Source organism: Nocardioides sp. (assembly GCF_025964975.1).
Taxonomy (GTDB): domain Bacteria; phylum Actinomycetota; class Actinomycetes; order Propionibacteriales; family Nocardioidaceae; genus Nocardioides.
In genome coordinates, this window is the sequence record NZ_JAOPXV010000118.1 from 1 (window position 1) to 21653 (window position 21653).

The following is a 21653-nucleotide window of genomic DNA, read 5'->3' on the forward strand; positions in this document are numbered from 1 at the left end:
TGGCCCGCGGCAAGAAGGAGTACGACAAGCGCCACTCCCTCGCCGAGCGTCAGGCCAACCGTGAGAAGGAACAGGCCGTCCAGCGGCGCCTCAAGGGCATCACCGACTGATGGAGGTGCTGCGCTGATGGACCTGACAACGCTGGCCTTCTTCCTGCCCACCTTGTTCGGCACGCTGTTCGTGTTGTTCATCCTGCTGTTCGTCGTGCTGTCCGGCAGACGGAAGCCCGACCAGTCCGGTGCCCAGAGGGGCCGTGAGCAAGGCGAGCGGCCGACCGGACGGTGGAACGGCGAGATTCTCGGCAACGGCGCGCTGACAGCCTGGGGGGAACGCTCGGCTCCACGTGCGACGTCTTCGAAGTCAAGGCGGGCACGATGACCTTCACGCCCGAGGGCGCCGTGGCTCCGACATGGACGACCCCCTGCAACGCGCTGGTGGTGGCGAAGTGAGGTTTCATGAGCTTCAACGGCGCTGACGTCTCCCTCTCGTGGCCGTCGGGACCCGAGACGTGGCAGACCGCCGCGGTCAACGTCAGTCGCGAGCGGATCAACCGCATCATGGAGAACGACTTCAAGGACCTGCGCGAGCGTGGCTACGCCGACGAGTTCGTGGCCTGCCTCGCTGCGCACGGCGCCCGGGTCAACGGGTGACCGAGGCGGCCGACGTCCGCGACTGGTGGGGCCGGCTCGGTCTGTCCGGGCTGGTCGACATCCACACCCACTTCCTGCCGCCGCAGGTGATGGCCAAGGTGCGCGCCCAGTTCGACGCGGCTGGTCCGCTGATCGGCCGGCCCTGGCCGCTGACCTACCGCGACACCGACGACGTCCTCGTCGAGACGCTGAGGTCGTTCGGGGTCGAGCGGTTCACCGCACTGGCCTACGCGCACAAGCCCGGCATGGCCGACTGGCTCAACCGGTGGGCGGCAGACTTCGCCGACCGCGTCCCCGAGGCGCTGGTGAGCGGCACCTTCTTCCCGGAGGAGTCGGCTGCGGCGTACGTCGAAGCGCGACTCGACAGCGTCGAGGTGTTCAAGATCCACGTGCAGGTCGGCAACTTCTCGCCCCTCGACCCGCTGCTCGACCAGTCCTGGGGGCTGGTCGCCGAGGCGGGCACCCCGGTGGTGCTGCACGCCGGCAGTGGGCCGGTGCCTGCGGCGTACACCGGACCAGGACCGGTCGCATCCCTGCTCGCCCGCCATCCGCGCCTGCGTCTGGTCATCGCCCATCTCGGCGCCCCGGAGTATGCCGAGTTCCTCTTGCTCGCCGAGTCCCACGAGCGGGTGCACCTCGACACCACGATGGCCTTCACCGACTTCTTCTCCGACATGGGCGGCGTCTTCCCGGCCGACCTGCTGCCGCGACTGCGTGACCTGGGGCTGGGCGGCAAGGTGCTGCTCGGCTCGGACTTCCCGAACATTCCCTACCCCTACCTCCACCAGCTGGAGTCGCTGACCCGCGTCGAGCTCGGCGACGACTGGCTGCGGGCAGTCGCCCACGACAACGCGGGTGCGCTGCTGGGTCTGCCGCCTATTTGAACGCGTTCAAAAGTAGCGTACGGTGAGTGCCATGAAGATCGTGATCCCCGGTGGAACCGGACAGGTGGGTGGGATTCTCCGGCGCGCGCTCAGGCGACAGGATCGCGAGATTGTGGTGCTCAGCAGGCGACCGGCAGAGCTCGAGCCTTGCTTCGCCAACGCGACTTCATGCAGGTCCTCCGCAACGGCAGGTTCGGACTGCCGGCCACCAGGCTGATGGCGGAGGTGGGGGCCTTCGTGCTGCGCTCGGACACCGAGCTCCTCCTCAAGAGTCGGCGCGTGGTGCCAGACCGACTGCTGGCGGAGGGTTTCGTCTTCGAGCACCCCACCTGGCCCGAAGCGGCAGCTGATCTCCGGCACCGCCGTCGGACGGGGGAGGGAATGCATGCGGCGGTTGTGGGTGTTGACCCCTAGACTGACCATCACAACTCAAGAGGGGCTGATCGGTTTCGACTTGGGACGTTAGTTCCAGGGGAAGCGGGTCGAGAAGCCAGCGTCATCTCGTTAACGATCGCTGGAAAACCATAGTTGCCAACTCAAACCGCAACGACTTCGCTCTCGCTGCCTGAGCAGTGATCGAAGGGTCTGACCGGGCACCCGTCCTCGTCCCGGACCCAGGCCTCATTTAGAGGACTTGCTGATCACCTCCGTCAGGAGGGGTGATCGGGACTTTTTCCTGACTGAGTCTGTCGGCGACGTGTCTGTGCGAGCGCCGGGACTGAGAAAACGTCATCACTGACTGCACCCGGAGAAGACCTGGTTCGACGCTCGAGGACGCGGGTTCGATTCCCGCCAGCTCCACGCGCAGCCCTCTTCACGTCAGCCCCCGGCACCGCCGGGGGCTGACCTGTCTGCCATCAGGTCCCGCTCTGGCGTCGTTGCGACAGCGTGCTTAGGAGGGCTTCACGGCCAGCACGGGGCAGCTCGCATCGAGGATGACGCGTTGCGCCACGCTGCCCAACAGCATCTTGCCCACCGCACTGCGATGCCGGACGCCGACCACGATCAGCGTGGCGTGCTCCTCCGCGGCGACGTCCAGCACGGCGTCAGCGATGTCGGGCACGACGTCACGGCGCACCGTCGCGTCGACTCCTTCGGCCTTCAGTCGGTCCATGACGAGCTGGACCTCGTCCTCGTGGGCGTAGTGGCTGTCGACGAGACTGTCGCCGCGGGTCACGTTGACCACGACCAGCGAGGTCTCCCGTAGCCGGGCCTCGGCGAGCGCGTGCTCCAGCGCGGCCCTGCCGTAGATGTCTGGACTGTACGCAATGACGATGCTCATGTGTGTACCTCGTCCTTCTCGGTCTCCGGTGTGCGGGTGTCCTGACGGTTGCCGCGCAGCTGGGCCGCGACCAGGCCGGCGACGACGAGCGCCATGACGAGGTAGCAGATGATCGCCGCGGGCTCGCCCCACAAGGTCGAGTAGTCGCCTCGGGAGATGTCGAGCGCCTCGGAGAGCTGTTCCTCCAGCCGCGGGCCCAGGATGACGCCGATGATCAGCGGCAGCACCGGGATCGCGAAGCGGCGCATGGCGAAGCCAAGGACACCCAGCACCAGAAGGAGTCCCAGGTCGAAGGCGGAGGCGCTGGCGGAGTACGCCCCCAGCGTGGCGAAGAACAGGATCCCTGCATAGAGGTAGGGGCGAGGGATCCGCAGGAGCTTGGCCCACACGGGGGCCAAGGGCAGGTTCAGCACCAGCAGCAGGGCGTTCGCCACGAACAGGCTCGCCAGCAGCGCCCACACCAGCTCCTCGTTCTGCGTCATGAACTGTGGTCCGGGCTGAAGGCCGTAGCTCTCGAAGGCGACCAGGATGACCGCCGCGGTCGCCGTGGTCGGAAGTCCCAGCGCGAGCATCGGCAGCAGGGTGCCGGCGGCAGAGGCGTTGTTGGCCGCTTCCGGACCGGCGACGCCCTCGATCGCACCCTTGCCGAACTCCTCGGGGTGCTTGGAGAGCCGCCGCTCGGTGACGTAGCTGAGGAAGGTCGGGATCTCGGCTCCCCCAGCGGGAAGTGCGCCGAACGGGAAGCCGAAGGCCGTGCCGCGGAGCCAGGGCTTCCAGGATCGGCTCCAGTCGGAGCGACTCATCCACGGCCGACCGGCAGGGATGATCTCGAGTGGAGTACGGCGCAGGTGCGCCGCGACCCACAGTGCCTCGCCCAGGGCGAAGATTGCCACCGCCACCACGACGATCTCGATGCCGTCGGACAGCTCGGCGAAGCCGAACGTCATCCGGGGTTGTCCGCTCGACATGCCGACCAGACCCATGGCCAGGCCGAGGAAGAGTGCGATGAAGCCGCGGAGCTTGGACGAGCCGAGGACGACGGTGACCGAGACGAGGGCGAGCAGCATGATGGCGAAGTACGACGGGGCGCCCAGCTTGACCACGAGCGGGCCGACCGTGGGGGCCAGCAGGATCAGCAGGACGGTGCCGATCGTGCCGGCGACGAAGGAGCCGATGGCCGCGGTGGCCAGCGCCTGAGCGGCCCTGCCCGTCTTGGCCATCTTGTTGCCTTCCAGGGCGGTGATCACCGAGGAGGACTCGCCGGGGGTGTTGAGCAGGATCGAGGTCGTCGATCCGCCGTACATACCGCCGTAGTAGATGCCGGCGAACATGATCAGCGCGCTCTCGGCGGGGACGCTGTAGGTCACGGGCAGCAGCAGGGCCACGGTCATCGCCGGGCCGATTCCCGGGAGCACGCCCACAGCGGTTCCCAGAAGCACGCCAAGGACGGCGAAGAGTATGTTGGTCGGGGTCAGGGCGGCGGCGAAGCCGTCGAGGAGAAGGTCCATGTCACAGGACTCCGTTCAGGATGCCGGCCGGCAGCGGGACGCCCAGACCGAGGTAGAAGGCGTAGAAGGTGCCGAAGGACAGCGCGACACCGATGGCGACATCGCGCACCCAGTGCCTGCTCCCCAGCACCCAGGCGGCGCCGGTGAAGAGAATGGCGCCGGTGACGGGCCAGCCGAGGAGCTCGATGAGGAAGACGTTGACCGACAGCACGGCGGCGAGGAGCACCAGCGTGCGCACGTCGCTGCCGCCGGCGAGATCGACGTCTTCGCCATCCTCTGCGTCAGGGGTGTCACCGCGGGCAGTGGCGACTGCGAGCAACACTGACAGGGCCAGCAGGGCGGCACCGACGACGTAGGCGAAGGTGGACGGTGGAAGGAAGTCCTTCGAGGCGCTGCTGCGCATCTGGGTGCCGTTGTCCACGACGTAGGCGCCGGCCACGGCAAGGAACACCGCCATGCCGTATTGCGCTGAGTCGACGACGGGTCGTGCGGGGGGCGTTGTCTGGGGGATCTGCTGACTCTGTTCAGGCATCGTTGGACCTCCTCGGTCGGCGGGTGACACCGGGCTGCCCACGGCGGGGCCGCCCGATGCCACCGTCAGTGCGTCGTGGAGCTACGCCAGGCCCAGGTCGGTGAGCGTCGTGCGGACCCGGTCGTTCTGCTCATTGAGGAACTCGCCGAACTCGTCGCCGGTTGCGAAGTTGTCGCTCCAGCCGTTCTGCTCGAGCACGTCCTTCCAAGCCTGCGTGTCGTGCATCTCCTCGAAGGCGTCGATGTAGGCATCGACGGTGGCGTCGTCGACGCCGGGAGGGGCGAGCACGCCTCGCCAGTTGGTGAAGACCAGGTCGATGCCCTCCTCGGTGAGGGTGGGGGCATCGGTGGTGTCGAGCCGCTCGGCGCCCGAGACGGCCAGGACCCGGAGGGAGCCGTCCTCGATCTGGCCGGCGAACTCGCCGAGCCCGGACATGCCCACGTCGATCTTGGAGCCCAGCAGAGCGGTGGTCAGAGGACCGCCGCCGTCGTACTCCACGTAGGCGACGTCATTGGGGGTGACACCGACCGCGTCGGCCAGCTGCATCGGGAAGAGGTGGTCGGGGCCGCCCGGAGCCGAGCCGCCGCCGATGATGACTTTGTCGGGGTCGGCCTTCCATGCCTCGACGAAGTCGTTGACCGTCGTGAAGGGGGAGTCGGCGGGGACGATGATGGCCTCCTGCTCCTCGATCAGGCGAGCGATCGGGATCGCCTTGTCGACGGTTGCGTCGGACTGGTTGGTGTAGACGGCGCCGACGACGCCGAGGCCCATCGTCATCAGCAGGTCGTCGGAGCCTTCTTCGTTGAGCAGACGCTGCATCGCGACGGTGCCGCTCGCCCCCTCGACGTTGCTGACCTCAAAACGGTCGGCCACACCTTCGTCCTCCATGACCTTGACGGCAGCGCGGCCAGTGAGGTCGTACCCACCACCGGCTGCATTGGGGATCATCATCCGGAGACGCTGGTCAGACAGGTCACCACCGGGGTCGCCACCATCAGAGGTGACACCGCATGCGGTGAGTACCACCAGCGAGACGGCGCTGACGGTGGCTAGGGCGGCGCGCAGGCCACGTCGGGTGGTCTGCGTGCGGCGGGGTTTCAGGGTGATGGACATCCTGGGAGCACCTCCTCGGTGAGTTCCGTGGCAGCATGTCTCGCGGGTGTGGCGCCCGTCACGCTTGCGAAAGCAATGGAGGTTGTGGTCGTTGTGGTCTCCGTCACTGCCCGGTCGGCGCCGCGACCCGAGCCTGGCAGGTCAGGTGCTCGTGCTGCAGCTGGCGGTGATCCTCGGGGTGCTTGCCCTGGTTGCCGTGATCTCCCTTCGGCAGTCGGGAGCGACCTTCGAGCAGCAGGCCGGAGCGCAGGTGCGCTCGGTGGCCGAGTACGTCGCCGACTCCTCGCAGGTGCGCACCAAGCTGGAAGAGATTGCTGACCCGTCAACCAAAGTTGCCGCGCGCGACACCGTCACCCAGCTCGCGCCTGCCATCAGGTCTGCACTGAGCCTCTCCAGCGCCAGCGAGATCGACATCACCGCACCGGACGGTGAGGTGTTGGCCAGCTCTGACCCTCAACGGGTGGGCACCTATGCCGACCTCGACGGCAGCGACGTCCAGCGGGGCCGGGGCTGGTCCGGACTCCGAGAGGTCGACGCTCGAACGGTGGTGGCTGCTCACGCTCCCGTCCTCTCCGACGAGGACAGCGGCGAAGGAGACTTGGTCGGGCTGGTGCTGGTCGAGCAGGACTACCCCTCGGCGTGGCAGCGGCTGACTGACAGCGCGGCGGACCTCGCCGTCTTCCTCGGGGTGGGGGCCCTGTTGGGAGTGGTCGGCACCTACGTCGTCTCGCGCGTGGTCAGACGACGAACCCGCGGGCTGGGCGCCTCCGAGATCTCGCTGCTCGCCGATCACCGTGAAGCGCTGCTGCACAGCATTCGCGAAGGCGTGCTCGCTGTCGGTACCGACGGGCGCATCACGATGGTCAACGACGCCGCATTGCGGCTGCTCGGTCTCGACGCCGACTCCCTGGGGCAACCGGTGGCGGAGTTGGGGCTGGCCAAGGAGGTGGTCTCCCTGCTCGACGGCTCTGCCGCGGTGGACGAGGACGCCGTGGCGGTGGTCGCTGACCGCGTGCTCGTCTTCAACCGACGCGCGGCCTCCAGTCGGGGTCGGGGGATCGGCACTGTGTCCACGATGCGCGACCGCACGGAGCTGGTCTCGCTGCAGAGCCAGCTCTCCTCCAACCTCTCCATCACAGACACCCTGCGTGCCCAGACCCACGAGTTCAGCAACCACCTCCACACCATCTCGGGGCTCGTCCAGCTCGAGGAGTATGCCGAGCTGCGCTCCTTGGTGGGCGACCTTGCCCGCCGTCGGGCGGAGACGTCCGACTTCGTGACCGCCCGCCTCAAGGACCTCGCGGTGGCAGCGCTGGTGCTGGCGAAGTCGAGCGTGGCCGACGAGCACGGTGTGCGCCTGGAGCTGAGCGAGGACTCGGGGCTGCCCGCATTGGCGCCGGGCGACTCCGCGGACCTGACGACGGTGCTCGGCAACCTCATCGACAACGCTGTGGACGCCTGCCGCGGTGTGGAAGCGGGCGAAGTGACCGTGTCGATCCAGGCCGGGCACTCCTACCTTCATGTGGAGGTGGCCGACAACGGTCCGGGTGTCCCCGAAGAGCTTCGCGAAGCGATTTTCGTCAGAGGCTTCTCAACGAAGCCCGACGTCCTGGGCGGTCGCGGCATCGGACTGCCGCTGGTCCACCTCATCTGCGCGCAACGAGGTGGGAGCATCGAGGTCCACGAAGGCAAGGGCGCGGTGTTCTCCGTGCGGTTGCCCTACTCGTCCGGGAGGTCCGTGTGATCAGCGTGCTCGTCGTGGACGACGACTTCATGGTGGCCAGCATCCACCAACGTTTCGTGGCGCAGACCGATGGTTTCGAGGTCGTCGGCACCGCCCGCACGGGGGCCGAGGCGCTGGCTTTCGTCGATCAGCTGCACCCTGACCTGGTCCTGCTGGACGTGCACCTTCCCGACATCAGTGGTCTGGAGGTGCTGGCCCGGATTCGCGCCGACGGGCGCAAGACCGGGGTCGTGATGGTGACCGCCGAGCGCGAAGCCGACGCCGTCCGCACTGCGCTGCTCGGCGGGGCGATGCAGTACCTCGTCAAGCCCTTCGACTACGAGGACCTCGCGGCCCGCCTGACCCAGGTCGCTGCGGCCATGCGGGACCTGGCGCCGGGCACGACCGATCAGGACACCATCGACCGGCTCTTCGGCACCACCAGCCAAGCTCCACGGCCCACGTCGTTGCCCAAGGGGCTCAGCACCGAGACCGGGCGACTTGTCCTGCAAGCCTTGAGCGGCGGAGCGGAGCTCTCGGCCGCCGAGGCGGGTGAGACGCTCGGCCTTTCCCGGGTCACCGCGCGTCGCTATCTCGAGCACTACGTGACGACCGGCGAGGCGCGGGTTCGGCTGCAGTACGGCGCAGGGCGGCCGGAACGGCGCTATCGCAAGGTAACGCCGGCCTAGTCGTCTGCAGCGGACCGGGTCGTTTCAGGCGGGTGGAGCGAGCATCGCCTCGCTCCGACCGGACCGGTCGAGGGCGCGCGCGAGGAATCCGTCGGCCTTGAGCTCCTCGACCAAGGCGCGGAGGTAGGCGACCGTCTCGGGGCTCCGACCCTGGGTGGTGCCGACTGCCTGCTGGATGTCCATGAATCGGGGTTCGAGAAGTCGGTGGCCCGGATGAGTGGCAACGAAGTCGACCATCGGCGATCTGATGCCGGCGGCGACCTCGAGCCCCTGCTCGAGGAACACCGAGGTGCCCTCGCTGCCGCGGACCACCTGCGCTTGAACCAAGGTGCGGGTGAGGGACAGGTCGTAGGCAGACCCCTCCTTGACCCGACCCGGACGCCCGGGCGGTCGACGTCGGCTGTCGCGGTGATGATCGAGCTGTCCGGGACCGCGAAGACCCCCTCGATGACGGCGTACGGCGCAGTGAACGCGATCATCTCCTCGCGGGCAGGGTCCACCGCAAGGAAACAGATGTCGGCCTGTCCCGTGATGATCGCCCCGAACGACTCACGCGCCCCATCGAATCAGAGCAGCTCGACCGCGATACCGAGCCGGGAGCCGAGCTCACGGGCGATGTCGACGGTGACGCCGCCAGGAGCGTCGGGCGTGCCTTGGGCCAGGACGGGATTGCCGAGGTTGATGGACGCTCGCAGGGTGCCCGACGGAGCGAGATCGTTGACACTGTCCACGAGACGCATGCTGTCAGTCAGGTGGCTCGAGGCAGGGCTCGGGTGGGTTGAGCTCGGGGATCAGCGGGCACCGAGGACCTGAGCGGTGTACCAGCGACCGTTGCGTTGGACGGCGCCGACCGACATGAGCCGGAAGGTCGCGTTGAGGATGTTCTCGCGGTGACCGGCCGAGCGCATCCACCCGTCGCTGACGACCGCGCGGCCGTCGGCGTATCCGTAGGCGACGTTCTCACCGACGGTGGACAGGTCGCAACGACGCAGGATGGAGCCGAGGTCCTGGTGGAAGATCCGCTTGTTCTCGGCCATTCGCTCAGCCTGGCGCTGAGCGAAGCTCGCGAGGCAGGGGTCCGGTCGCAACGGCAGCAGATCGTGGGCGGTCCGTTGGTTGTTGGTGACGATGACAATCTGGTCTTCGTAGACATCGGCGCGAGACGCGTGGGCGCCGGGGGCGATCAGTGTGGTGGACAGGGCACAGAGGGTTGCCGCGACGGCAACGTTGAGGGAACGCAAGAACGTCTCTTTCGAGGTGGGGGAGAGGCCGCGGGGGGACGGCCTCGCCCGACGCTACCCCGCCCCTAGGGGTGGGTGGTCAAATCGGCGATTCCCGACCACGCTCCCTATCGGCGTGCACCGGAGGCCGCGGGTGGGCTACGGAAGTGAGCGGCGCTCGTTGCGCAGGCGGGTTCTCCCACGACTCGACGCGCCTGCGCGGCACCGGTCACGGTCGGCGCGCGATGACGATCAGAAGGACGCGAAGCCGCTCGTCTGGGGCAACTCGACCGTCACGGTGGTGCCTTGCCCGACGAGGCTCGTGATGTACACACTGCCGCCTTGTCCTTCAACCAGCCGTTTGACGCTGCTGAGGCCCAGACCGGTGCCGCCGTCCTCGGTGGCCATGGCGCCGCGCTCGAACTCGTTGAAGATGCGATCCAGGTCGTCCGCGGCGACTCCGCGGCCCTGGTCCGACACGGACAGGCGGATCAGGTCCCCCGCGCGGACGACGTCGACCGCTACCGGCCCGTTGTCTGAGTACTTGAGGGCGTTGCTGACCAAGTTCACCAGCACCCTCTCAAGGGCAGACTTGTTTGCCGTGACCAGGGTCTGGCCTTGCGGAACCGCCACGCGAGGCAGGTCCAGGTCGACAGGCATCGTGGCGACCGTCTCGCGGGCGAGGGCTGCAAGGTCGAAGGTCTCGGTGCGATTGGTTGCGCCGACCCCGTGCGCGGTGGAGTAGTTGACCAGGTCCATCATCATTTTCAGCAATCGGTCGGCGTTCGTCTCGATGTGCTGCAAGAAGTCCTCGCGCTTGTCCTGAGGGGCATCGCGGAGCAGTTCCGCGAACCCCTTGACGGCCGTGATGGGGCCCCGGAAGTCGTGGGCGAGAGTGCCCAGGAACGATGCCTGTGCCTCCTCGAGCTCCTTGCGCTCGGTCAGGTCGCGGGTCACCTTGGCGAACCCGGTCAGCTGGCCGATGTCGTCGTGCAGTGCCGTGATCACGACGTCGCCCCAGAATCGGCTGCCGTCCTTTCGGATCCGCCACCCGGTGTGCTCGACGCTGCCCGCGGTCCGGGCTTCGTCGAGCAGCCTCAGGGGCAGGCCCGCCCGGCGGTCCGTCTCGCTGTAGAACATCGAGAAGCTCCGACCGATCGCCTCGTCGGCGGAATAGCCTTTCAGCGAATGGGCGCCGGCGTTCCACGACTCGATGGTCCCGCTGAGGTCCAGGGCGATGATCGCGTAGTCCTTGACCTGGCTGACGAGGAATCGGAACCGTTCCTCGCTGTGTGCCAGCGACTCCTGGAGCTCGTGCTCGCCGGTGAGGTCACGCGTGACCTTCGCGAAGCCGCTCACCATGCCGAAGTCGTCGTGCAGTGCGGTGATCACGACGTCGCCCCAGAACCGGGTGCCGTCCTTGCGAACCCGCCACCCTCGGCTCTCGACCCGGCCCTTGAGTCGCGCCTCCTCCAAGAGCGCGAGCGGGAGGCCGGCCCGGCGGTCCTCCTCGCTGTAGAACATCGAGAAGCTGCGCCCGATCGCCTCGTCGGCGCTGTAGCCCTTCAGCCGCTCGGCGCCGCTGTTCCAGGACTCGATCGTGCCGCTGCCGTCGAGGGCGATGATCGCGTAGTCGACGACCTGGTCGATGAGACGTGCCGCATCGAAGTGCGGGCGGGGTGTTCGCACAAGAGCTCCTGGTCAAAGCGGGGGACTGGTTGGCGCGTCGATCGGCTGTGGCGTGCCGAAAGACGATATCCGGCGAAGCTGGCGGGTGAACACAGTTCACCCCACGCCAGCTCGAGCCCACAAAATCATCAGCGCATTCGGTCCCGGAAGACCCGGTGAAAAATGCCGGCGTGGGCGAGGGTCGTGGCGTCCTGCGCAGACAGGGGCTTGCCCTCGAGATAGTCGTTGAACCCGGGCAGTGTCGACGCCTCGTCGGCGGTCAGGGACTGGAAGCCCATGGACCTATCGGGAAAGGCACGCCGCTCGACCTCTTCAGCAGCGCGATGCACACGTCTCGGTGCCGTGGATCCTTCATCATGTCGGCAAACGTCGCGTCCACGGCCTCCTCGCCCTCTTCAAGGGTCTCGATGAAATGCCCACCCGCATCGAGCATCATCCCGGTGATCTCGTTCGCATCGTTCTTGGCGCGCGTGGTCGACAACAGGGCCTTCAGTTCCGACGGGCCGAAGGGCGCCGTGGCTGTGCTGAGGAATGTCACCGAGATCATGGACGTCTCCGTCGTGTCTCCCACGCCTTCTTCGCCGCCCGGCTCCGCCTGCGCCGCGTCCGCTCGGCTTCCAGCCGCGCCTTCTCGACGGCACGCTCTGCGCGGCGTACGGCGTTCTCCGCGCGCCTGCGCTCCGCCTCGACGACGGCCGGAGAACGCACCGGCCACACGTAGGGCAGATCGTCGGGCACGTCGGGGAAGAGCGGCCGGTAGTGGTCGGGGTCCTTGCGAACCAGCGCCGAGCGGTGGCTGACGTGGACCTCGTCGTCGCCCAGCCACGGCGGGAGGGCGCCCCGGTCGGCGAGCTCGGCCTGCGAGCGGATGGTGCCGACACCGGCGCTGGCCAGGTCGGTCGCGATCGTCGCTGCGCACGTGTCGCCGTACCCGAGCTCGGTCCAGACCCGGCAGCAGGCAATGCCGTAGCTGCCGAGCGCCTCCTCGTAGCCCTTCCACATGAGCGCGGCGGGGTGATGGGCCCAGCCGTAGCCCGGCACGGTCAGGGCCCGCACGACCTGGATCGTCTCGACCCGCTGCTTGCCGAGCCGCTTCGCGTCGAGCGCGCGGGCAGACCGCTCGAAGTCGGAGAACGGAAGGAACGTCTGCACCCACTCGAGGGTAGCCAGCGCTACCCTGCCCGACATGGCCGACTGCGTGTTCTGCGGGATCGTGTCGGGCCGGGCGGACGCCGATGTGGTCCTCACTCGCGACGACTTCGTGGCCTTTCTCGACACCCGACCGGTCTTCAAGGGCCACGTGCTGCTCGTGCCCCGCGAGCACGTCGAGACCCTGCCGGACCTGCCGGCGTCCCTGCGTGACGGGTTCCTCGCCGCAGCCCAGGACCTTGCACTGGCGGTCAAGGTGGCCCTCGGCGCCCAGGGCTCTTTCGTGGCGATGAACAACACGGTGAGTCAGTCGGTGCCCCACCTCCACCTCCACGTGGTGCCCCGGACCAAGGGCGACGGCCTCCGTGGGTTCTTCTGGCCGCGGACCAAGTACGCCACCGGCGAGGCGGCGGACTACGCCGACCGGCTCCGCGGCGTGCTCGAGGATGCCGGGCCGACGTCCTGAGCGCTGGGTACTAGGGTCGACGCCGACCAGTTCCCACGTTCTGAGGAGTCATCATGGGTCGCTTTGACGCTCGCGTCGCAGTCATCACCGGAGCCGCACGCGGCATCGGATTCGGTACGGCGCAGCGGCTCGCCAGCGAGGGCGCGTCCGTCGCCATCGTCGACCTCGACGAGGCGGACGCCCAGCAGGCAGCGGAGAAGATCGAGCTCACCGACGGTGCGAAGGCGATCGGGATCGGCTGCGACGTGTCCGACTCCGCCGCTGCCGAGTCGGCGATCCAGCAGGTGGTGGACGGCCTCGGCGGGATCCACATCCTCGTCAACAACGCTGGGATCACCCGGGACAACCTGCTCTTCAAGATGTCCGAGGACGACTGGGACCTCGTCATGGCCGTGCACCTCAAGGGCCCGTTCAACATGACCAAGGCCGCGCAGAAGCACTTCGTCGATCAGCGCTACGGCAAGATCCTCAACCTCTCCAGCGTCTCTGCTCTCGGCAACCGGGGGCAGGCTAACTACTCGGCGGCCAAGATGGGCATCCAGGGCTTCACGCGCACCTTGGGCATCGAGCTGGGCCCCTTCGGCATCAACGCCAACGCCATCGGGCCGGGATTCATCGCCACCGAGATGACCGACGCGACCGCCGCTCGGGTGGGGATGAGCGTCGAGGACTTCCGCGCCGCCGCCGCGGCGTCGAACCCCGTGCGCCGGGTCGGCTTCCCGGAGGACATCGCGGCTGCAGCGGCGTTCCTCTGCAGTGACGAGGCCTCCTACATCACCGGCCAGACGCTCTACGTCGACGGCGGGGCGAAGCTCGGCTGAGGCGGCCGACCAGACGAGACGCTGCTCACGTCTGCGGCTCGATCCCCGCTCAGGCGGGCCACAGGAGCTCCACAGTTCGTCCAAGCGGTTGGATTTTCACCGAACCTCTGCCTAACGTCGTGGACAGCTCCCTGCGCGCCCTGCGTGTCCGAGGAGCTCGTCAACAAGACACAGCCACCCCGGGTAACGCCGAGTCCTGCCCGCCCGGGGTGGACCCCCGAGTCTTCGCAGATCGGGCAGGAGTGGGGGACCCACAGGTCTCACTGCCGGACGTCCGCGCGCACCAAGCGCCCGGGCGGACGGCTCGGGGTGAAGTCGCCGCACGGCGACGGAGCACCTTCCAGCTCTAACCCGACAGCTCACCTCACAGGCGTGGGAAAGGAATCTGCCATGCCCTTGAGACGTCTCGCGCGCTCATTCGCCCTTACGATCATCACCCTCGGAGTCACCGCCAGCACCCTGGCCGTCGCTCCGGCCCATGCTGTCGAGCAGGGGGACGACCGCCCCAGTGCCTTCGCGATGAGCGAGAGCCAGTTCAAGAAGTACGAGCAGTCCGCGGCCGCTCGCCGTCAGCGCGCCGCCCAGCGGTTTGAAGCACGGCTCCAGTCCGCGAAGCAGACCGCGCTGAGCCAGCGCGGCGATGTCTACTCGTACGGCGCAGCCGGGCCGAACGCCTTCGACTGCTCCGGTTTGGTCTACTACAGCTATCGCCGCGCCGGGTTCGACGTCCCGCGGACGTCCGGGGCCCAGGCGGCCTTCACCCACCGTGTCGCCAAGCAGGACATGCGTCCCGGCGACCTGATGTTCTTCCACGCCGGTGGGGCCGTCTACCACGCCGCGATCTTCCTCGGCTTCCAGAACGGCCACGCCATGATGGTGCACTCGCCCGGTTCGGGTCGCCGGGTGACCGTGGCTGCACCGTGGACGAGCAGCTGGTTCGGCGGCACGCTTCGCTGACCGAGCCGTCGGCGAGCGCCGTGCCGGTGCGGCCGGCGCTCGCCGACCCGTGAGCGAGCTCCTCAGGGGCTCGTGAGTGACTGAAACCACATTCCGGGCGAGTCTGCCGCGCGGCCCTCGGCTCTGCGGCGAGAATGATCCGAGCTTCCCCGCCCTCTCAGATCGGAGTACGTCGTGCACCCCCACCTACGACGCATCGCGGCCGCCCTCGCTGCCGGCGCCCTCTTGACCGGCCTGGCTGCCTGCGGCAGCGATGACGAGACCCCGGAAGCCAGCCCGTCGTCGTCCTCCGAGGAGACGGGCGACGAGGCCACTGAGACGCCCGCGCCCCCCGCCCTCTGGCCGCTGACCGGTCTCGAGGTCACGGGTGAGCTCCCCTCGCACCCCGTGCTGGTCACCAAGGTCGACAACACGTCCTCGAGCTCTCCGCAGATCGGGCTCGGCGCGGCCGACATGGTCGTCGAGGAGCTCGTCGAGGGCGGTATGACCCGGCTCGCGGCGTTCTACTACTCCGACGTGCCGCCTGTCGTCGGACCGGTCCGGTCCATGCGGGCCAGCGACATCGGGATCGTGCCGACCGGCGCGCACGTGATCACGAGCGGCGCAGCGGCCATCACGCTCGCCCGGATCAACAAGGCCGGCATCCCCTTCGTCACCGAGGGCGACAAGGGCGTCTATCGCGACAACGCGCGCTCGGCGCCGTACAACCTCTTCTCCAACCCCGACGTGGTCGCAAAGGGCATCAAAGGTGGCGGCGCCCCGGAGCCCTACCTGGAGTTCGGCACCTCCGCCGACTACCCGGGCAAGAAGCCCGCTCGCAACCTGTCGGCGGGGTTCGGCGGTCACACCACCAGCTGGGTCTTCCAGGGGGGCAAGTACGTCAACACCAACTCCTACGCCGCCGAGGGTGACGCGTTCCGTGCGACCAGCGTGCTCGTCATGCGGGTCCGGATCGGCGACGCGGGCTACCGCGACCCTGCGGGCTATCTGGTCCCCGAGACGAAGTTCGAGGGCACCGGCCCGGCCCAGCTCTTCCACAACGGCAAGGTCGTCCAGGGCACGTGGAGCAAGGACGGGTTGACCGGCGCGATCAAGCTGTCGACCGACCATGGCACCCTCACCGTGCCTGCCGGGCGCACCTGGATCGAGCTCGTGCCGCAGGGCACCGGCACCGTCACCTGGACCAAGTAGCGGGACGAAGCAGGCAGGGACTCCAGGTCCTACGTCGTCTCGGCGGGTGCGGGGTCGGGAGGCTCCACTCCCGCATCGACCAGCGACTGAAGACCGGCGAGGATGAACCCGGTCGCGGCCTCGACCCGGACCGCGGCTGCCGACGGGTCGTTGCTCGTGGCCACCGACTCACCGGCCGAGGACATCGCGCCGAAGAAGATGCGGGTGAAGGTGTTGAGCATCTCCTCGCCGACCTCCCAGGTGCCCGCGTTGAGGACGGCCCGCACGATCTCGGTGACGCTGGCGAACGTCGATCGCTCCTCGTGCTCCCGGAACCGCTCGTAGCCCAGCACCGATGGTCCGTCCTGGATCACGAGGCGGCGATAGGCGGGCTGCTGGACGACCTCGAGGAAGGCCCGGAGGCCGGCCTCCGCCTTGAGCCAGGGGTCTCGCTGCCTCTTCAGGGCCTTCTCGATCGCCGTCCCCGCAGTCCCCTCCACCCGCTGGAACACCGCCTCGAACAGCGCCTGCTTGCCCGAGAAGTGGTGGTAGAGAGCGCCCTTGGTGACGCGTGCGCCGGCCACGATCTGGTCGAGGGACGTGGCGGCGTAGCCCTGCTCGGTGAACAGCAGCTCGGCGACGTCGACCAGGGATCGCTTGGTCGAGCCGGCGTATGGCGGCCGGCGGCCGGCGGCCTTCGGCACCTTCGGCACGGGCACCTTCGGCACCAGCCGGCCAACCGGGGGCTTGCTCATGGCGCGAGTCTAGGGCCGCCGCTGCGTCGAGTGCAGCGTGTGGGCACGGTCACGGGTGCCGCGACTGGTGTGGCGACGACCAGTGACATACCGTGGGTACGTACCGACGGTATGTATCACCGAAGGAGGTGCCCATGACCTGGAATTCCTTTCACCGACGCGGAGAGATCCTCCGCACCGTGATCGCCGACGCAGACGCCCGACAGGACGGCTGCCTGCCCATGGACGTCGACGGCGTCGCCGAGACGTTCGGGGACGAGCTCACCCTGCTCGGCGCGCTGCAGCTGCGGTGGCACACGCGTCTTGCCGGCTGCATCGAGCGCGAGCTCATGTCGCAGCCGATGGACCTCGAGGCTGCCGTGATCGCTGCCTGGCACGAGACAGCCACCGAGCTGCCCGGCATCCTGGCCATCATCGACCACTACCGCGTCGAGCCCATCGACGACGAGATGGCTGCCGCGATGAAGGTTTCCATGACCAAGGAGCACCACCTGCTCGCGGTCATGGCCGGGCGGAGCAGCGCGAGTGACGCCCCGAGCGCCCGTGTCGGCGAGGACATCGCCCGACGCGCCCGCGCCACGCACGCGCCCGCCCGCACGCTCAACAGGTCGGCAACGCCGTCCCTGGTCGAGCGGCTCAGGGCGGTCCTCACCGCCGCCTGACCGGCCCGCAGCACAGACCAGCAGGCCCCCCAGCAGACGGCCCCCTCCGACGCACGCGGCACCTCCCGACCGCGATCCCTCCCTGATGCGTCGGGCGGGGGTCGTCGGTCGTCTCGCGGGCCTAGCGCTCGTCGGTGCCCGCGGTGTCGGTGCCCGGGTTGTCGGTGCTCTGTTTGTCGGTGCCCTGTTTGTCGGTGCCCTGGGCGCTGTTCGCCTGGTCGACCAGCTCCTGCGCGACGGTGACCAGCTTGACGTTGCCGTGGGAGGAGGCCCTGGTGAGGAAAGCGAACGCCCGGTCCTCACTGATCTTGTAGCGCTCCATCAGCAGGCCGAGTGCCTGCCCCACCACCTTGCGGGTCCTGAGGGCGGTGTTCAGGTGGTCGATCTCCCGGGCGTTGCCGAGCGCGACCGCCGCGTGCGCCGCGAAGAGCTGGGCAAGGGCGATCGCCTCGTCATCGATGTGTGGGCTCTGGGTGGAGTAGAGGTTCAAGCCCCCGAGGGTGCCTTCGGAGTCGAGGAACAGCCGGATCCCGAGCTGGGCCTGCAGTCCGGCGGTCCGCACGGCATCGGCGACGTAGCGGGGCCAGCGCTGGTCGTGGGCGATGTCGGGGGCCGACACCACGGGCGCCTCGCGCAGCGAGTCCACGCAGGGGCCCTCGCCCAGTGAGTACTGCAGCTGGTCGAGCTCGAGGACCAGGTCGTCCGTGGCGGCGCGGGTGGTGATGTTGCCCTTGCGGTCCATGGTGGAGATGCCGGCGTGGTCGAAGCCGGGCACCGAGACCCTGGCCGCCAGGGCGATGGCCTCGAGCGTCTCGTCCAGGCGGTAGACGGTGTGCATGCTGCGGGCAGCCTCGGCCAGGGACTCGGCATGACGCGATCTCGTCGACACGTTTTGCACGCTATCCCTGTCTTGCCAGGTGTGCGAACCCGGCGAGGCGAAACCACCCCTTGGAGTCTCACGAGGCTCATACCTTCGGATGATGACGCCTCGGCGCGACGGGCGTTAGCGTGACCGGGAGCTCCAGCAAACGGGCTCGCCGCTCGGTGTGCCTGGGGTTTTCATGTCAGTTTCTCTCCCGCTCGCGGACGAGCTGTCCGCCGTCTTCGCGCGCCTGTCCGGACTCCTGCTCACCGAGGAGACCGTGCACACGTCACTGGGACTCGTGGCCAGGTTGGCGCACGAGACCATGCCGACGAGCGTCGGGGCAGGCATGACCCTCGTCCCTCAGTCGGGTCAGGCGCGCACGGCCGAGGCCACGGACGACCGGGTGGCCAGAGTCGACCAGCTGCAGTACGAGCTCGGTGAAGGACCCTGCCTCGCGGCGTACGCCGAACGCGAGGTGGTGATGGTCCCCGACACCAGGACGGATCAGCGCTTCTCGCGGTGGTCACCCGCTGCCAGCGGGATGGGTGTCGTAGCGACCCTCAGTGCGCCCCTCGTCGCAGGCGACGCCTGCCTGGGAGCTATGAAGGTGTATGCCGAGTCCCCTCATGCGTTCGACACGCGGGCGCAGGGACTGCTCCCCCTGTTCGCCGACCAGGCAGCCGTGCTGCTCGCCAACATGCAGGCCTACGAGAAGGCGGAGCGGTTGAGCGAGGAGCTGCGTGAAGCGCTGCTCAGCCGCGACGCGATCAGCACCGCCAAGGGGATCCTGATGGCTCGCGACCACCTCACTGAACAGGAGTCCTTGCGGATGCTCATGAGCATGGCCACCCGCGAGAACCAGGCGCTGCGCGACTCCGCACATGACGTGATCGCCACAGTTCAACGCCGGAATCGGTGACAACTCGTGGACAGTGCCGCTGCCGAGCAGCGACAAGACCTGGAGGAGGCGGTCAGGCATGCCCAGCTGACCCTCGATGAGCTGTGGTACCGCTACTTCGCGCTGGGTGGAACCGCGGGCCTGATGGAGGTGGACGCGTTCCTCCAGGACCTCATGCCGTTGGCGGACCTGCAGCGCGACATCCTGTCGCACGCCGTCAATGAGCGGCTCGATGAGCTCGTCGGGCGCGCGCGGGCGCCGTACACCTTCGCCATGGGGATGGACGTGCCGCGGACCGGTCCGCTCGCGGCCGTGGCGCAGCTCCTGACCGGCATGCACCTCGCCCCACCGGAGCGACTGGCCCAGGTCACCCAGACAGCAGGTGAGGCGCTGGGCGTCGAGCTCGATGTCCTGCTGATCGACTACGAGCAGGAGACGCTGCGACCACTCCGGGACGGACTGACTCCACAGGCGGTCGACACCACGGTCGCGGGTCAGTGCTTCAGGTCGGTACGGCCCGTGGCGCACCGCTCCGACCTGTGGGTCCCGCTGCTCGACGGAGTTGAGCGGGTGGGGGTGCTGCGCGTGCGTATGGGCGAGATCGCGGCCACCGACCGAGGCGTCCGGGAGAGGTGCATCGGGCTGGGCAAGCTGATCGGGCAGCTCGTCATCAGCACCAGCGGCTACGGCGACGGCCTGGACAAGATGCGCCGGACCCGCTCGAGAGGCCCCTCCGCGGAGCTGATCTGGAACCTGCTCCCGCCCCTCACCGCCGGCACGGAGCGCGTAGTGCTGGCGGCCATGATGCACCCGGTCTACGGTCTGGGCGGGGACGCCTTCGACTACGACCTGTCCGACTCCACCGCGCGGCTGGCCATCTTCGACGCAGCCGGACACGACCTGGGGGCCAGTCTCACGGTCGCGTCAGCGCAGTCTGCCTACCGCAGCGCCCGTCACAACGGTGGGGGGCTGCTCCCTCAGCTCGAAGCGGTCGACCACGCCGTGATGGAACGCTCCAGGACCGGGGAGGACTTCGTCACCGGAGTGTTGGCAGAGCTTGACCTGCACACCGGACTGCTCCAGTACGTCCTGGCCGGCCATCCGCCTCCGTTGCTGCTGCGTCAGGGGCGAATGATCAAGCACCTCGACGACGCACGACGCCCGTTCCTCGGCATCGGACACGAGGCGGGCGGGGAGATCGGGACCGAGACCCTCGAGGCGGGCGACTGGCTGCTGTTCTACACCGACGGCATCACCGAGGCGCGAGACCGCAGCGGCAACTTCTTCGGCGAGGACCGTCTGGTCGACTTCCTGCGTCGCGAGATCATGTCCGGCCATCCTGCCCCCGAGACGGTCCGCCGGCTCAGCCGAGCGATCATGAAGCACCAGGACGGCGAGCTCCAGGACGATGCCACCGTGCTGCTGCTCCAGTGGACCCCCGTGCCCCCGTCCCGCGGCATCCAGCCGTCATCGGCATAGGCCCTCGCGGATGCCTCGTCTGGGAGATAGTGGAGCATGAGAAGCGAGACCGAGGTGGCGCCGGGCATGCTCCTGCTCGCCACGGCCGAGCTGGTCGACCCCAACTTCGCCGACTCCGTCGTGCTGCTGCTCGACGTCACCGAGGAGGGGGCGCTGGGGGTCGTGCTCAACCGCCCCTCGCCCGTCCCGGTGACCGAGGTGCTGGAGCCCTGGGGCTCGTTGTGCGCCGAACCCGAAGTGCTCTTCCGAGGCGGTCCCGTGTCTCCCGACGGCGCCCTCGCAGTCGCCCTCCTGCGCGACGCCGAGCAGGAACCCGTCGGTTTCCGGCCGATCGTGGGCCGGCTGGGGATGATCGACCTCGACACCCCGGTGGAGCTGCTGGACGGCACCCTCAGCGGACTGCGTGTCTACGCCGGCTACGCCGGATGGGACGCGCAGCAGCTGCGGGCCGAGATTGCTGAAGGGAGCTGGTATGCGGTGTCGGCCGAGCCGGTCGACGCCTTCCGCTCCGACACGACCGCCCTGTGGCGCGACGTGCTGCGCCGCCAGCCGGGCCAGCTCGCGTGGCACACGACACGGCCGCTCGATCCCGACCTGAACTAGGGCCGTCGGTTGACCTAAACTCACCTCCATGAGCACCATCGGATTCTCGCCCGGCGCGCAGACGATCGAAGACCGTCGCACCCAGCCGACCGACGATGGCGACCACGAGCGGTTCAGCCACTACGTCCCCAAGGACAAGCTGACCGAGGCGATGGTGATGGGCACTCCCGTGATCGCCCTCTGCGGCAAGGTCTGGGTGCCCTCACGAGCGCCGGAGAAGTTCCCGGTCTGCCCGGAGTGCAAGGAGATCTGGGAGTCGATCAAGCCCGGCGGTTCAGGCGATCAGGGTCCCGACGCGTGACGGGTCGGCCTGACGCCGTACCCCTCTCGCCCGCCTGGCCCGACCGCGCGGCCTGGGGGACCGCACCCCTGCTGCGTGCCTGGCAGCAGACGGCGATGGACCAGTACGCCGCCACCTCCCCACGCGACTTCCTCACGGTGGCGACCCCCGGGGCCGGCAAGACCACCTTCGCCCTGTCGGTGGCTGCCGAGCTCCTCGGCAGGCGAATCATCGACCGGATCACGGTAGTCGCGACCA

Annotated in this window: 28 protein-coding genes, 1 other RNA gene, 1 pseudogene and 1 riboswitch; of the genes and pseudogenes, 17 read left to right on the forward strand and 13 right to left on the reverse strand. The window is 68.5% G+C overall.

The window, feature by feature from the left end:
* The first annotated feature begins 126 nt into the window (after window positions 1-126).
* The 5 genes from JWN68_RS08585 to ssrA all read left to right on the forward strand — a co-directional run bounded on the left by JWN68_RS08585 (window position 127) and on the right by ssrA (window position 2338).
* On the forward strand, window positions 127-378 hold the full coding sequence (locus JWN68_RS08585) for a hypothetical protein (protein ID WP_297737563.1): 252 nt from the start codon (window positions 127-129) through the stop codon (window positions 376-378).
* 77 nt (window positions 379-455) lie between these two features.
* On the forward strand, window positions 456-650 hold the full coding sequence (locus JWN68_RS08590) for a hypothetical protein (RefSeq protein ID WP_297737566.1): 195 nt from the start codon (window positions 456-458) through the stop codon (window positions 648-650).
* On the forward strand, window positions 647-1534 hold the full coding sequence (locus tag JWN68_RS08595) for an amidohydrolase family protein (protein WP_297737568.1): 888 nt from the start codon (window positions 647-649) through the stop codon (window positions 1532-1534). Before JWN68_RS08590 ends, JWN68_RS08595 begins: the two co-directional genes overlap by 4 nt.
* 147 nt (window positions 1535-1681) lie before the next feature.
* Window positions 1682-1948 (forward strand): DUF1731 domain-containing protein, encoded by a 267-nt coding sequence (locus JWN68_RS08600; protein ID WP_297737572.1) that lies wholly within the window; start codon window positions 1682-1684, stop codon window positions 1946-1948.
* Window positions 1949-1969: 21 nt separating this feature from the next.
* Window positions 1970-2338, forward strand: a transfer-messenger RNA (tmRNA) gene (gene ssrA / locus JWN68_RS08605).
* An 88-nt stretch (window positions 2339-2426) separates the two neighbouring features.
* On the opposite strand, the gene JWN68_RS08610 is transcribed toward ssrA, so the two are convergent.
* The 4 genes from JWN68_RS08610 to JWN68_RS08625 all read right to left on the reverse strand — a co-directional run bounded on the left by JWN68_RS08610 (window position 2427) and on the right by JWN68_RS08625 (window position 5969).
* Window positions 2427-2816: a universal stress protein gene (locus tag JWN68_RS08610; RefSeq protein ID WP_297737575.1), complete on the reverse strand. Its 390-nt coding sequence runs from the start codon at window positions 2814-2816 to the stop codon at window positions 2427-2429.
* Window positions 2813-4324 (reverse strand): tripartite tricarboxylate transporter permease, encoded by a 1512-nt coding sequence (locus tag JWN68_RS08615; RefSeq protein WP_297737578.1) that lies wholly within the window; start codon window positions 4322-4324, stop codon window positions 2813-2815. The genes JWN68_RS08610 and JWN68_RS08615 overlap by 4 nt, the downstream gene beginning before the upstream one ends.
* Window position 4325: 1 nt before the next feature.
* Entirely contained in the window at window positions 4326-4856 is a 531-nt protein-coding gene (locus JWN68_RS08620; RefSeq protein ID WP_297737581.1) for a tripartite tricarboxylate transporter TctB family protein, read from the reverse strand.
* A gap of 81 nt (window positions 4857-4937) precedes the next feature.
* Window positions 4938-5969, reverse strand: coding sequence for a tripartite tricarboxylate transporter substrate-binding protein (locus JWN68_RS08625; RefSeq protein WP_297737583.1), 1032 nt, complete (start codon window positions 5967-5969; stop codon window positions 4938-4940).
* A 91-nt stretch (window positions 5970-6060) separates the two neighbouring features.
* Between JWN68_RS08625 and JWN68_RS08630 the strand changes: the two genes are divergently transcribed.
* Complete coding sequence (locus JWN68_RS08630; protein ID WP_297737586.1) at window positions 6061-7713, forward strand: ATP-binding protein; 1653 nt, start codon at window positions 6061-6063, stop codon at window positions 7711-7713.
* A complete protein-coding gene (locus JWN68_RS08635; RefSeq protein ID WP_297737589.1) occupies window positions 7710-8381 on the forward strand; it encodes a response regulator in 672 nt (223 codons plus the stop codon). Before JWN68_RS08630 ends, JWN68_RS08635 begins: the two co-directional genes overlap by 4 nt.
* A 24-nt stretch (window positions 8382-8405) precedes the next feature.
* Here JWN68_RS08635 and JWN68_RS08640 read toward each other — a convergent pair whose 3' ends face one another.
* The 7 genes from JWN68_RS08640 to JWN68_RS08670 form a co-directional block, all read right to left on the reverse strand.
* Window positions 8406-8708 (reverse strand): hypothetical protein, encoded by a 303-nt coding sequence (locus JWN68_RS08640; protein WP_297737592.1) that lies wholly within the window; start codon window positions 8706-8708, stop codon window positions 8406-8408.
* Between the two features lie 239 nt (window positions 8709-8947).
* Entirely contained in the window at window positions 8948-9112 is a 165-nt protein-coding gene (locus JWN68_RS08645) for a hypothetical protein (RefSeq protein WP_297737595.1), read from the reverse strand.
* A gap of 60 nt (window positions 9113-9172) precedes the next feature.
* The gene (locus tag JWN68_RS08650; RefSeq protein WP_297737598.1) at window positions 9173-9622 is read right to left on the reverse strand and encodes a CAP domain-containing protein; all 450 of its coding nucleotides are present in this window, start codon (window positions 9620-9622) and stop codon (window positions 9173-9175) included.
* A gap of 231 nt (window positions 9623-9853) precedes the next feature.
* Entirely contained in the window at window positions 9854-11290 is a 1437-nt protein-coding gene (locus JWN68_RS08655; RefSeq protein WP_297737601.1) for a PAS domain-containing sensor histidine kinase, read from the reverse strand.
* 128 nt (window positions 11291-11418) lie between these two features.
* Entirely contained in the window at window positions 11419-11568 is a 150-nt protein-coding gene (locus tag JWN68_RS08660) for a hypothetical protein (RefSeq protein ID WP_297737604.1), read from the reverse strand.
* A complete protein-coding gene (locus JWN68_RS08665) occupies window positions 11550-11837 on the reverse strand; it encodes a BLUF domain-containing protein (RefSeq protein WP_297737607.1) in 288 nt (95 codons plus the stop codon). The genes JWN68_RS08660 and JWN68_RS08665 overlap by 19 nt, the downstream gene beginning before the upstream one ends.
* On the reverse strand, window positions 11834-12442 hold the full coding sequence (locus tag JWN68_RS08670) for an MSMEG_6728 family protein (protein WP_297737610.1): 609 nt from the start codon (window positions 12440-12442) through the stop codon (window positions 11834-11836). The genes JWN68_RS08665 and JWN68_RS08670 overlap by 4 nt, the downstream gene beginning before the upstream one ends.
* Window positions 12443-12476: 34 nt before the next feature.
* On the opposite strand from JWN68_RS08670, the gene JWN68_RS08675 reads away from it, so the two are divergent.
* The 4 genes from JWN68_RS08675 (at window position 12477) to JWN68_RS08690 (ending at window position 15874) form a co-directional block, all read left to right on the forward strand.
* Window positions 12477-12905 (forward strand): HIT family protein, encoded by a 429-nt coding sequence (locus tag JWN68_RS08675; RefSeq protein WP_297737613.1) that lies wholly within the window; start codon window positions 12477-12479, stop codon window positions 12903-12905.
* A 53-nt stretch (window positions 12906-12958) separates the two neighbouring features.
* Window positions 12959-13726, forward strand: a complete 768-nt coding sequence (fabG, locus tag JWN68_RS08680) for a 3-oxoacyl-ACP reductase FabG (protein WP_297737616.1) — start codon at window positions 12959-12961, stop codon at window positions 13724-13726.
* Window positions 13727-13931: 205 nt separating this feature from the next.
* Window positions 13932-14112, forward strand: a riboswitch (cyclic di-AMP (ydaO/yuaA leader).
* A gap of 4 nt (window positions 14113-14116) precedes the next feature.
* Window positions 14117-14683, forward strand: a complete 567-nt coding sequence (locus JWN68_RS08685) for a C40 family peptidase (RefSeq protein WP_297737619.1) — start codon at window positions 14117-14119, stop codon at window positions 14681-14683.
* Window positions 14684-14857: 174 nt separating this feature from the next.
* Window positions 14858-15874 carry a DUF3048 domain-containing protein gene (locus tag JWN68_RS08690; RefSeq protein ID WP_297737622.1) on the forward strand — a complete coding sequence of 339 codons (1017 nt, stop codon included), beginning with the start codon at window positions 14858-14860 and terminating at the stop codon, window positions 15872-15874.
* 29 nt (window positions 15875-15903) lie between these two features.
* On the opposite strand, the gene JWN68_RS08695 is transcribed toward JWN68_RS08690, so the two are convergent.
* Entirely contained in the window at window positions 15904-16608 is a 705-nt protein-coding gene (locus tag JWN68_RS08695; RefSeq protein WP_297737625.1) for a TetR/AcrR family transcriptional regulator, read from the reverse strand.
* A gap of 134 nt (window positions 16609-16742) precedes the next feature.
* On the opposite strand from JWN68_RS08695, the gene JWN68_RS08700 reads away from it, so the two are divergent.
* Complete coding sequence (locus JWN68_RS08700) at window positions 16743-17270, forward strand: hypothetical protein (protein WP_297737627.1); 528 nt, start codon at window positions 16743-16745, stop codon at window positions 17268-17270.
* Between the two features lie 121 nt (window positions 17271-17391).
* Here the strand turns inward: JWN68_RS08700 and JWN68_RS08705 are convergent, their stop codons facing one another.
* The gene (locus JWN68_RS08705) at window positions 17392-18159 is read right to left on the reverse strand and encodes a GAF and ANTAR domain-containing protein (RefSeq protein ID WP_297737630.1); all 768 of its coding nucleotides are present in this window, start codon (window positions 18157-18159) and stop codon (window positions 17392-17394) included.
* 172 nt (window positions 18160-18331) lie between these two features.
* On the opposite strand from JWN68_RS08705, the gene JWN68_RS08710 reads away from it, so the two are divergent.
* The 5 genes and pseudogenes from JWN68_RS08710 to JWN68_RS08730 form a co-directional block, all read left to right on the forward strand.
* Window positions 18332-19054, forward strand: coding sequence for a GAF domain-containing protein (locus tag JWN68_RS08710; RefSeq protein WP_297737633.1), 723 nt, complete (start codon window positions 18332-18334; stop codon window positions 19052-19054).
* 6 nt (window positions 19055-19060) lie between these two features.
* On the forward strand, window positions 19061-20512 hold the full coding sequence (locus JWN68_RS08715; protein WP_297737636.1) for a PP2C family protein-serine/threonine phosphatase: 1452 nt from the start codon (window positions 19061-19063) through the stop codon (window positions 20510-20512).
* 36 nt (window positions 20513-20548) lie between these two features.
* Window positions 20549-21115, forward strand: a complete 567-nt coding sequence (locus JWN68_RS08720; RefSeq protein WP_297737638.1) for a YqgE/AlgH family protein — start codon at window positions 20549-20551, stop codon at window positions 21113-21115.
* Window positions 21116-21143: 28 nt separating this feature from the next.
* Window positions 21144-21416 carry a DUF3039 domain-containing protein gene (locus JWN68_RS08725; protein ID WP_297737640.1) on the forward strand — a complete coding sequence of 91 codons (273 nt, stop codon included), beginning with the start codon at window positions 21144-21146 and terminating at the stop codon, window positions 21414-21416.
* A pseudogene (locus tag JWN68_RS08730) lies at window positions 21413-21653 on the forward strand (ATP-dependent helicase); the annotation flags it as partial. The gene JWN68_RS08725 and the pseudogene JWN68_RS08730, both read left to right, overlap by 4 nt.

What these genes read in the sequence shown, in the direction of transcription:
- JWN68_RS08710 (WP_297737633.1), top strand. Translation starts at nt 18,332, where the DNA reads ATGTCAGTTTCTCTCCCGCTCGCGGACGAGCTGTCCGCCGTCTTCGCG.
- JWN68_RS08590 (WP_297737566.1), top strand. Translation starts at nt 456, where the DNA reads ATGAGCTTCAACGGCGCTGACGTCTCCCTCTCGTGGCCGTCGGGACCC.
- JWN68_RS08660 (WP_297737604.1), bottom strand. Translation starts at nt 11,568, where the DNA reads ATGGGCTTCCAGTCCCTGACCGCCGACGAGGCGTCGACACTGCCCGGG.
- JWN68_RS08625 (WP_297737583.1), bottom strand. Translation starts at nt 5,969, where the DNA reads ATGTCCATCACCCTGAAACCCCGCCGCACGCAGACCACCCGACGTGGC.
- JWN68_RS08610 (WP_297737575.1), bottom strand. Translation starts at nt 2,816, where the DNA reads ATGAGCATCGTCATTGCGTACAGTCCAGACATCTACGGCAGGGCCGCG.
- JWN68_RS08685 (WP_297737619.1), top strand. Translation starts at nt 14,117, where the DNA reads ATGCCCTTGAGACGTCTCGCGCGCTCATTCGCCCTTACGATCATCACC.
- JWN68_RS08720 (WP_297737638.1), top strand. Translation starts at nt 20,549, where the DNA reads ATGAGAAGCGAGACCGAGGTGGCGCCGGGCATGCTCCTGCTCGCCACG.
- JWN68_RS08585 (WP_297737563.1), top strand. Translation starts at nt 127, where the DNA reads ATGGACCTGACAACGCTGGCCTTCTTCCTGCCCACCTTGTTCGGCACG.
- JWN68_RS08675 (WP_297737613.1), top strand. Translation starts at nt 12,477, where the DNA reads ATGGCCGACTGCGTGTTCTGCGGGATCGTGTCGGGCCGGGCGGACGCC.
- JWN68_RS08615 (WP_297737578.1), bottom strand. Translation starts at nt 4,324, where the DNA reads ATGGACCTTCTCCTCGACGGCTTCGCCGCCGCCCTGACCCCGACCAAC.
- fabG (WP_297737616.1), top strand. Translation starts at nt 12,959, where the DNA reads ATGGGTCGCTTTGACGCTCGCGTCGCAGTCATCACCGGAGCCGCACGC.
- JWN68_RS08620 (WP_297737581.1), bottom strand. Translation starts at nt 4,856, where the DNA reads ATGCCTGAACAGAGTCAGCAGATCCCCCAGACAACGCCCCCCGCACGA.
- JWN68_RS08725 (WP_297737640.1), top strand. Translation starts at nt 21,144, where the DNA reads ATGAGCACCATCGGATTCTCGCCCGGCGCGCAGACGATCGAAGACCGT.
- JWN68_RS08700 (WP_297737627.1), top strand. Translation starts at nt 16,743, where the DNA reads ATGACCTGGAATTCCTTTCACCGACGCGGAGAGATCCTCCGCACCGTG.
- JWN68_RS08695 (WP_297737625.1), bottom strand. Translation starts at nt 16,608, where the DNA reads ATGAGCAAGCCCCCGGTTGGCCGGCTGGTGCCGAAGGTGCCCGTGCCG.
- JWN68_RS08665 (WP_297737607.1), bottom strand. Translation starts at nt 11,837, where the DNA reads ATGATCTCGGTGACATTCCTCAGCACAGCCACGGCGCCCTTCGGCCCG.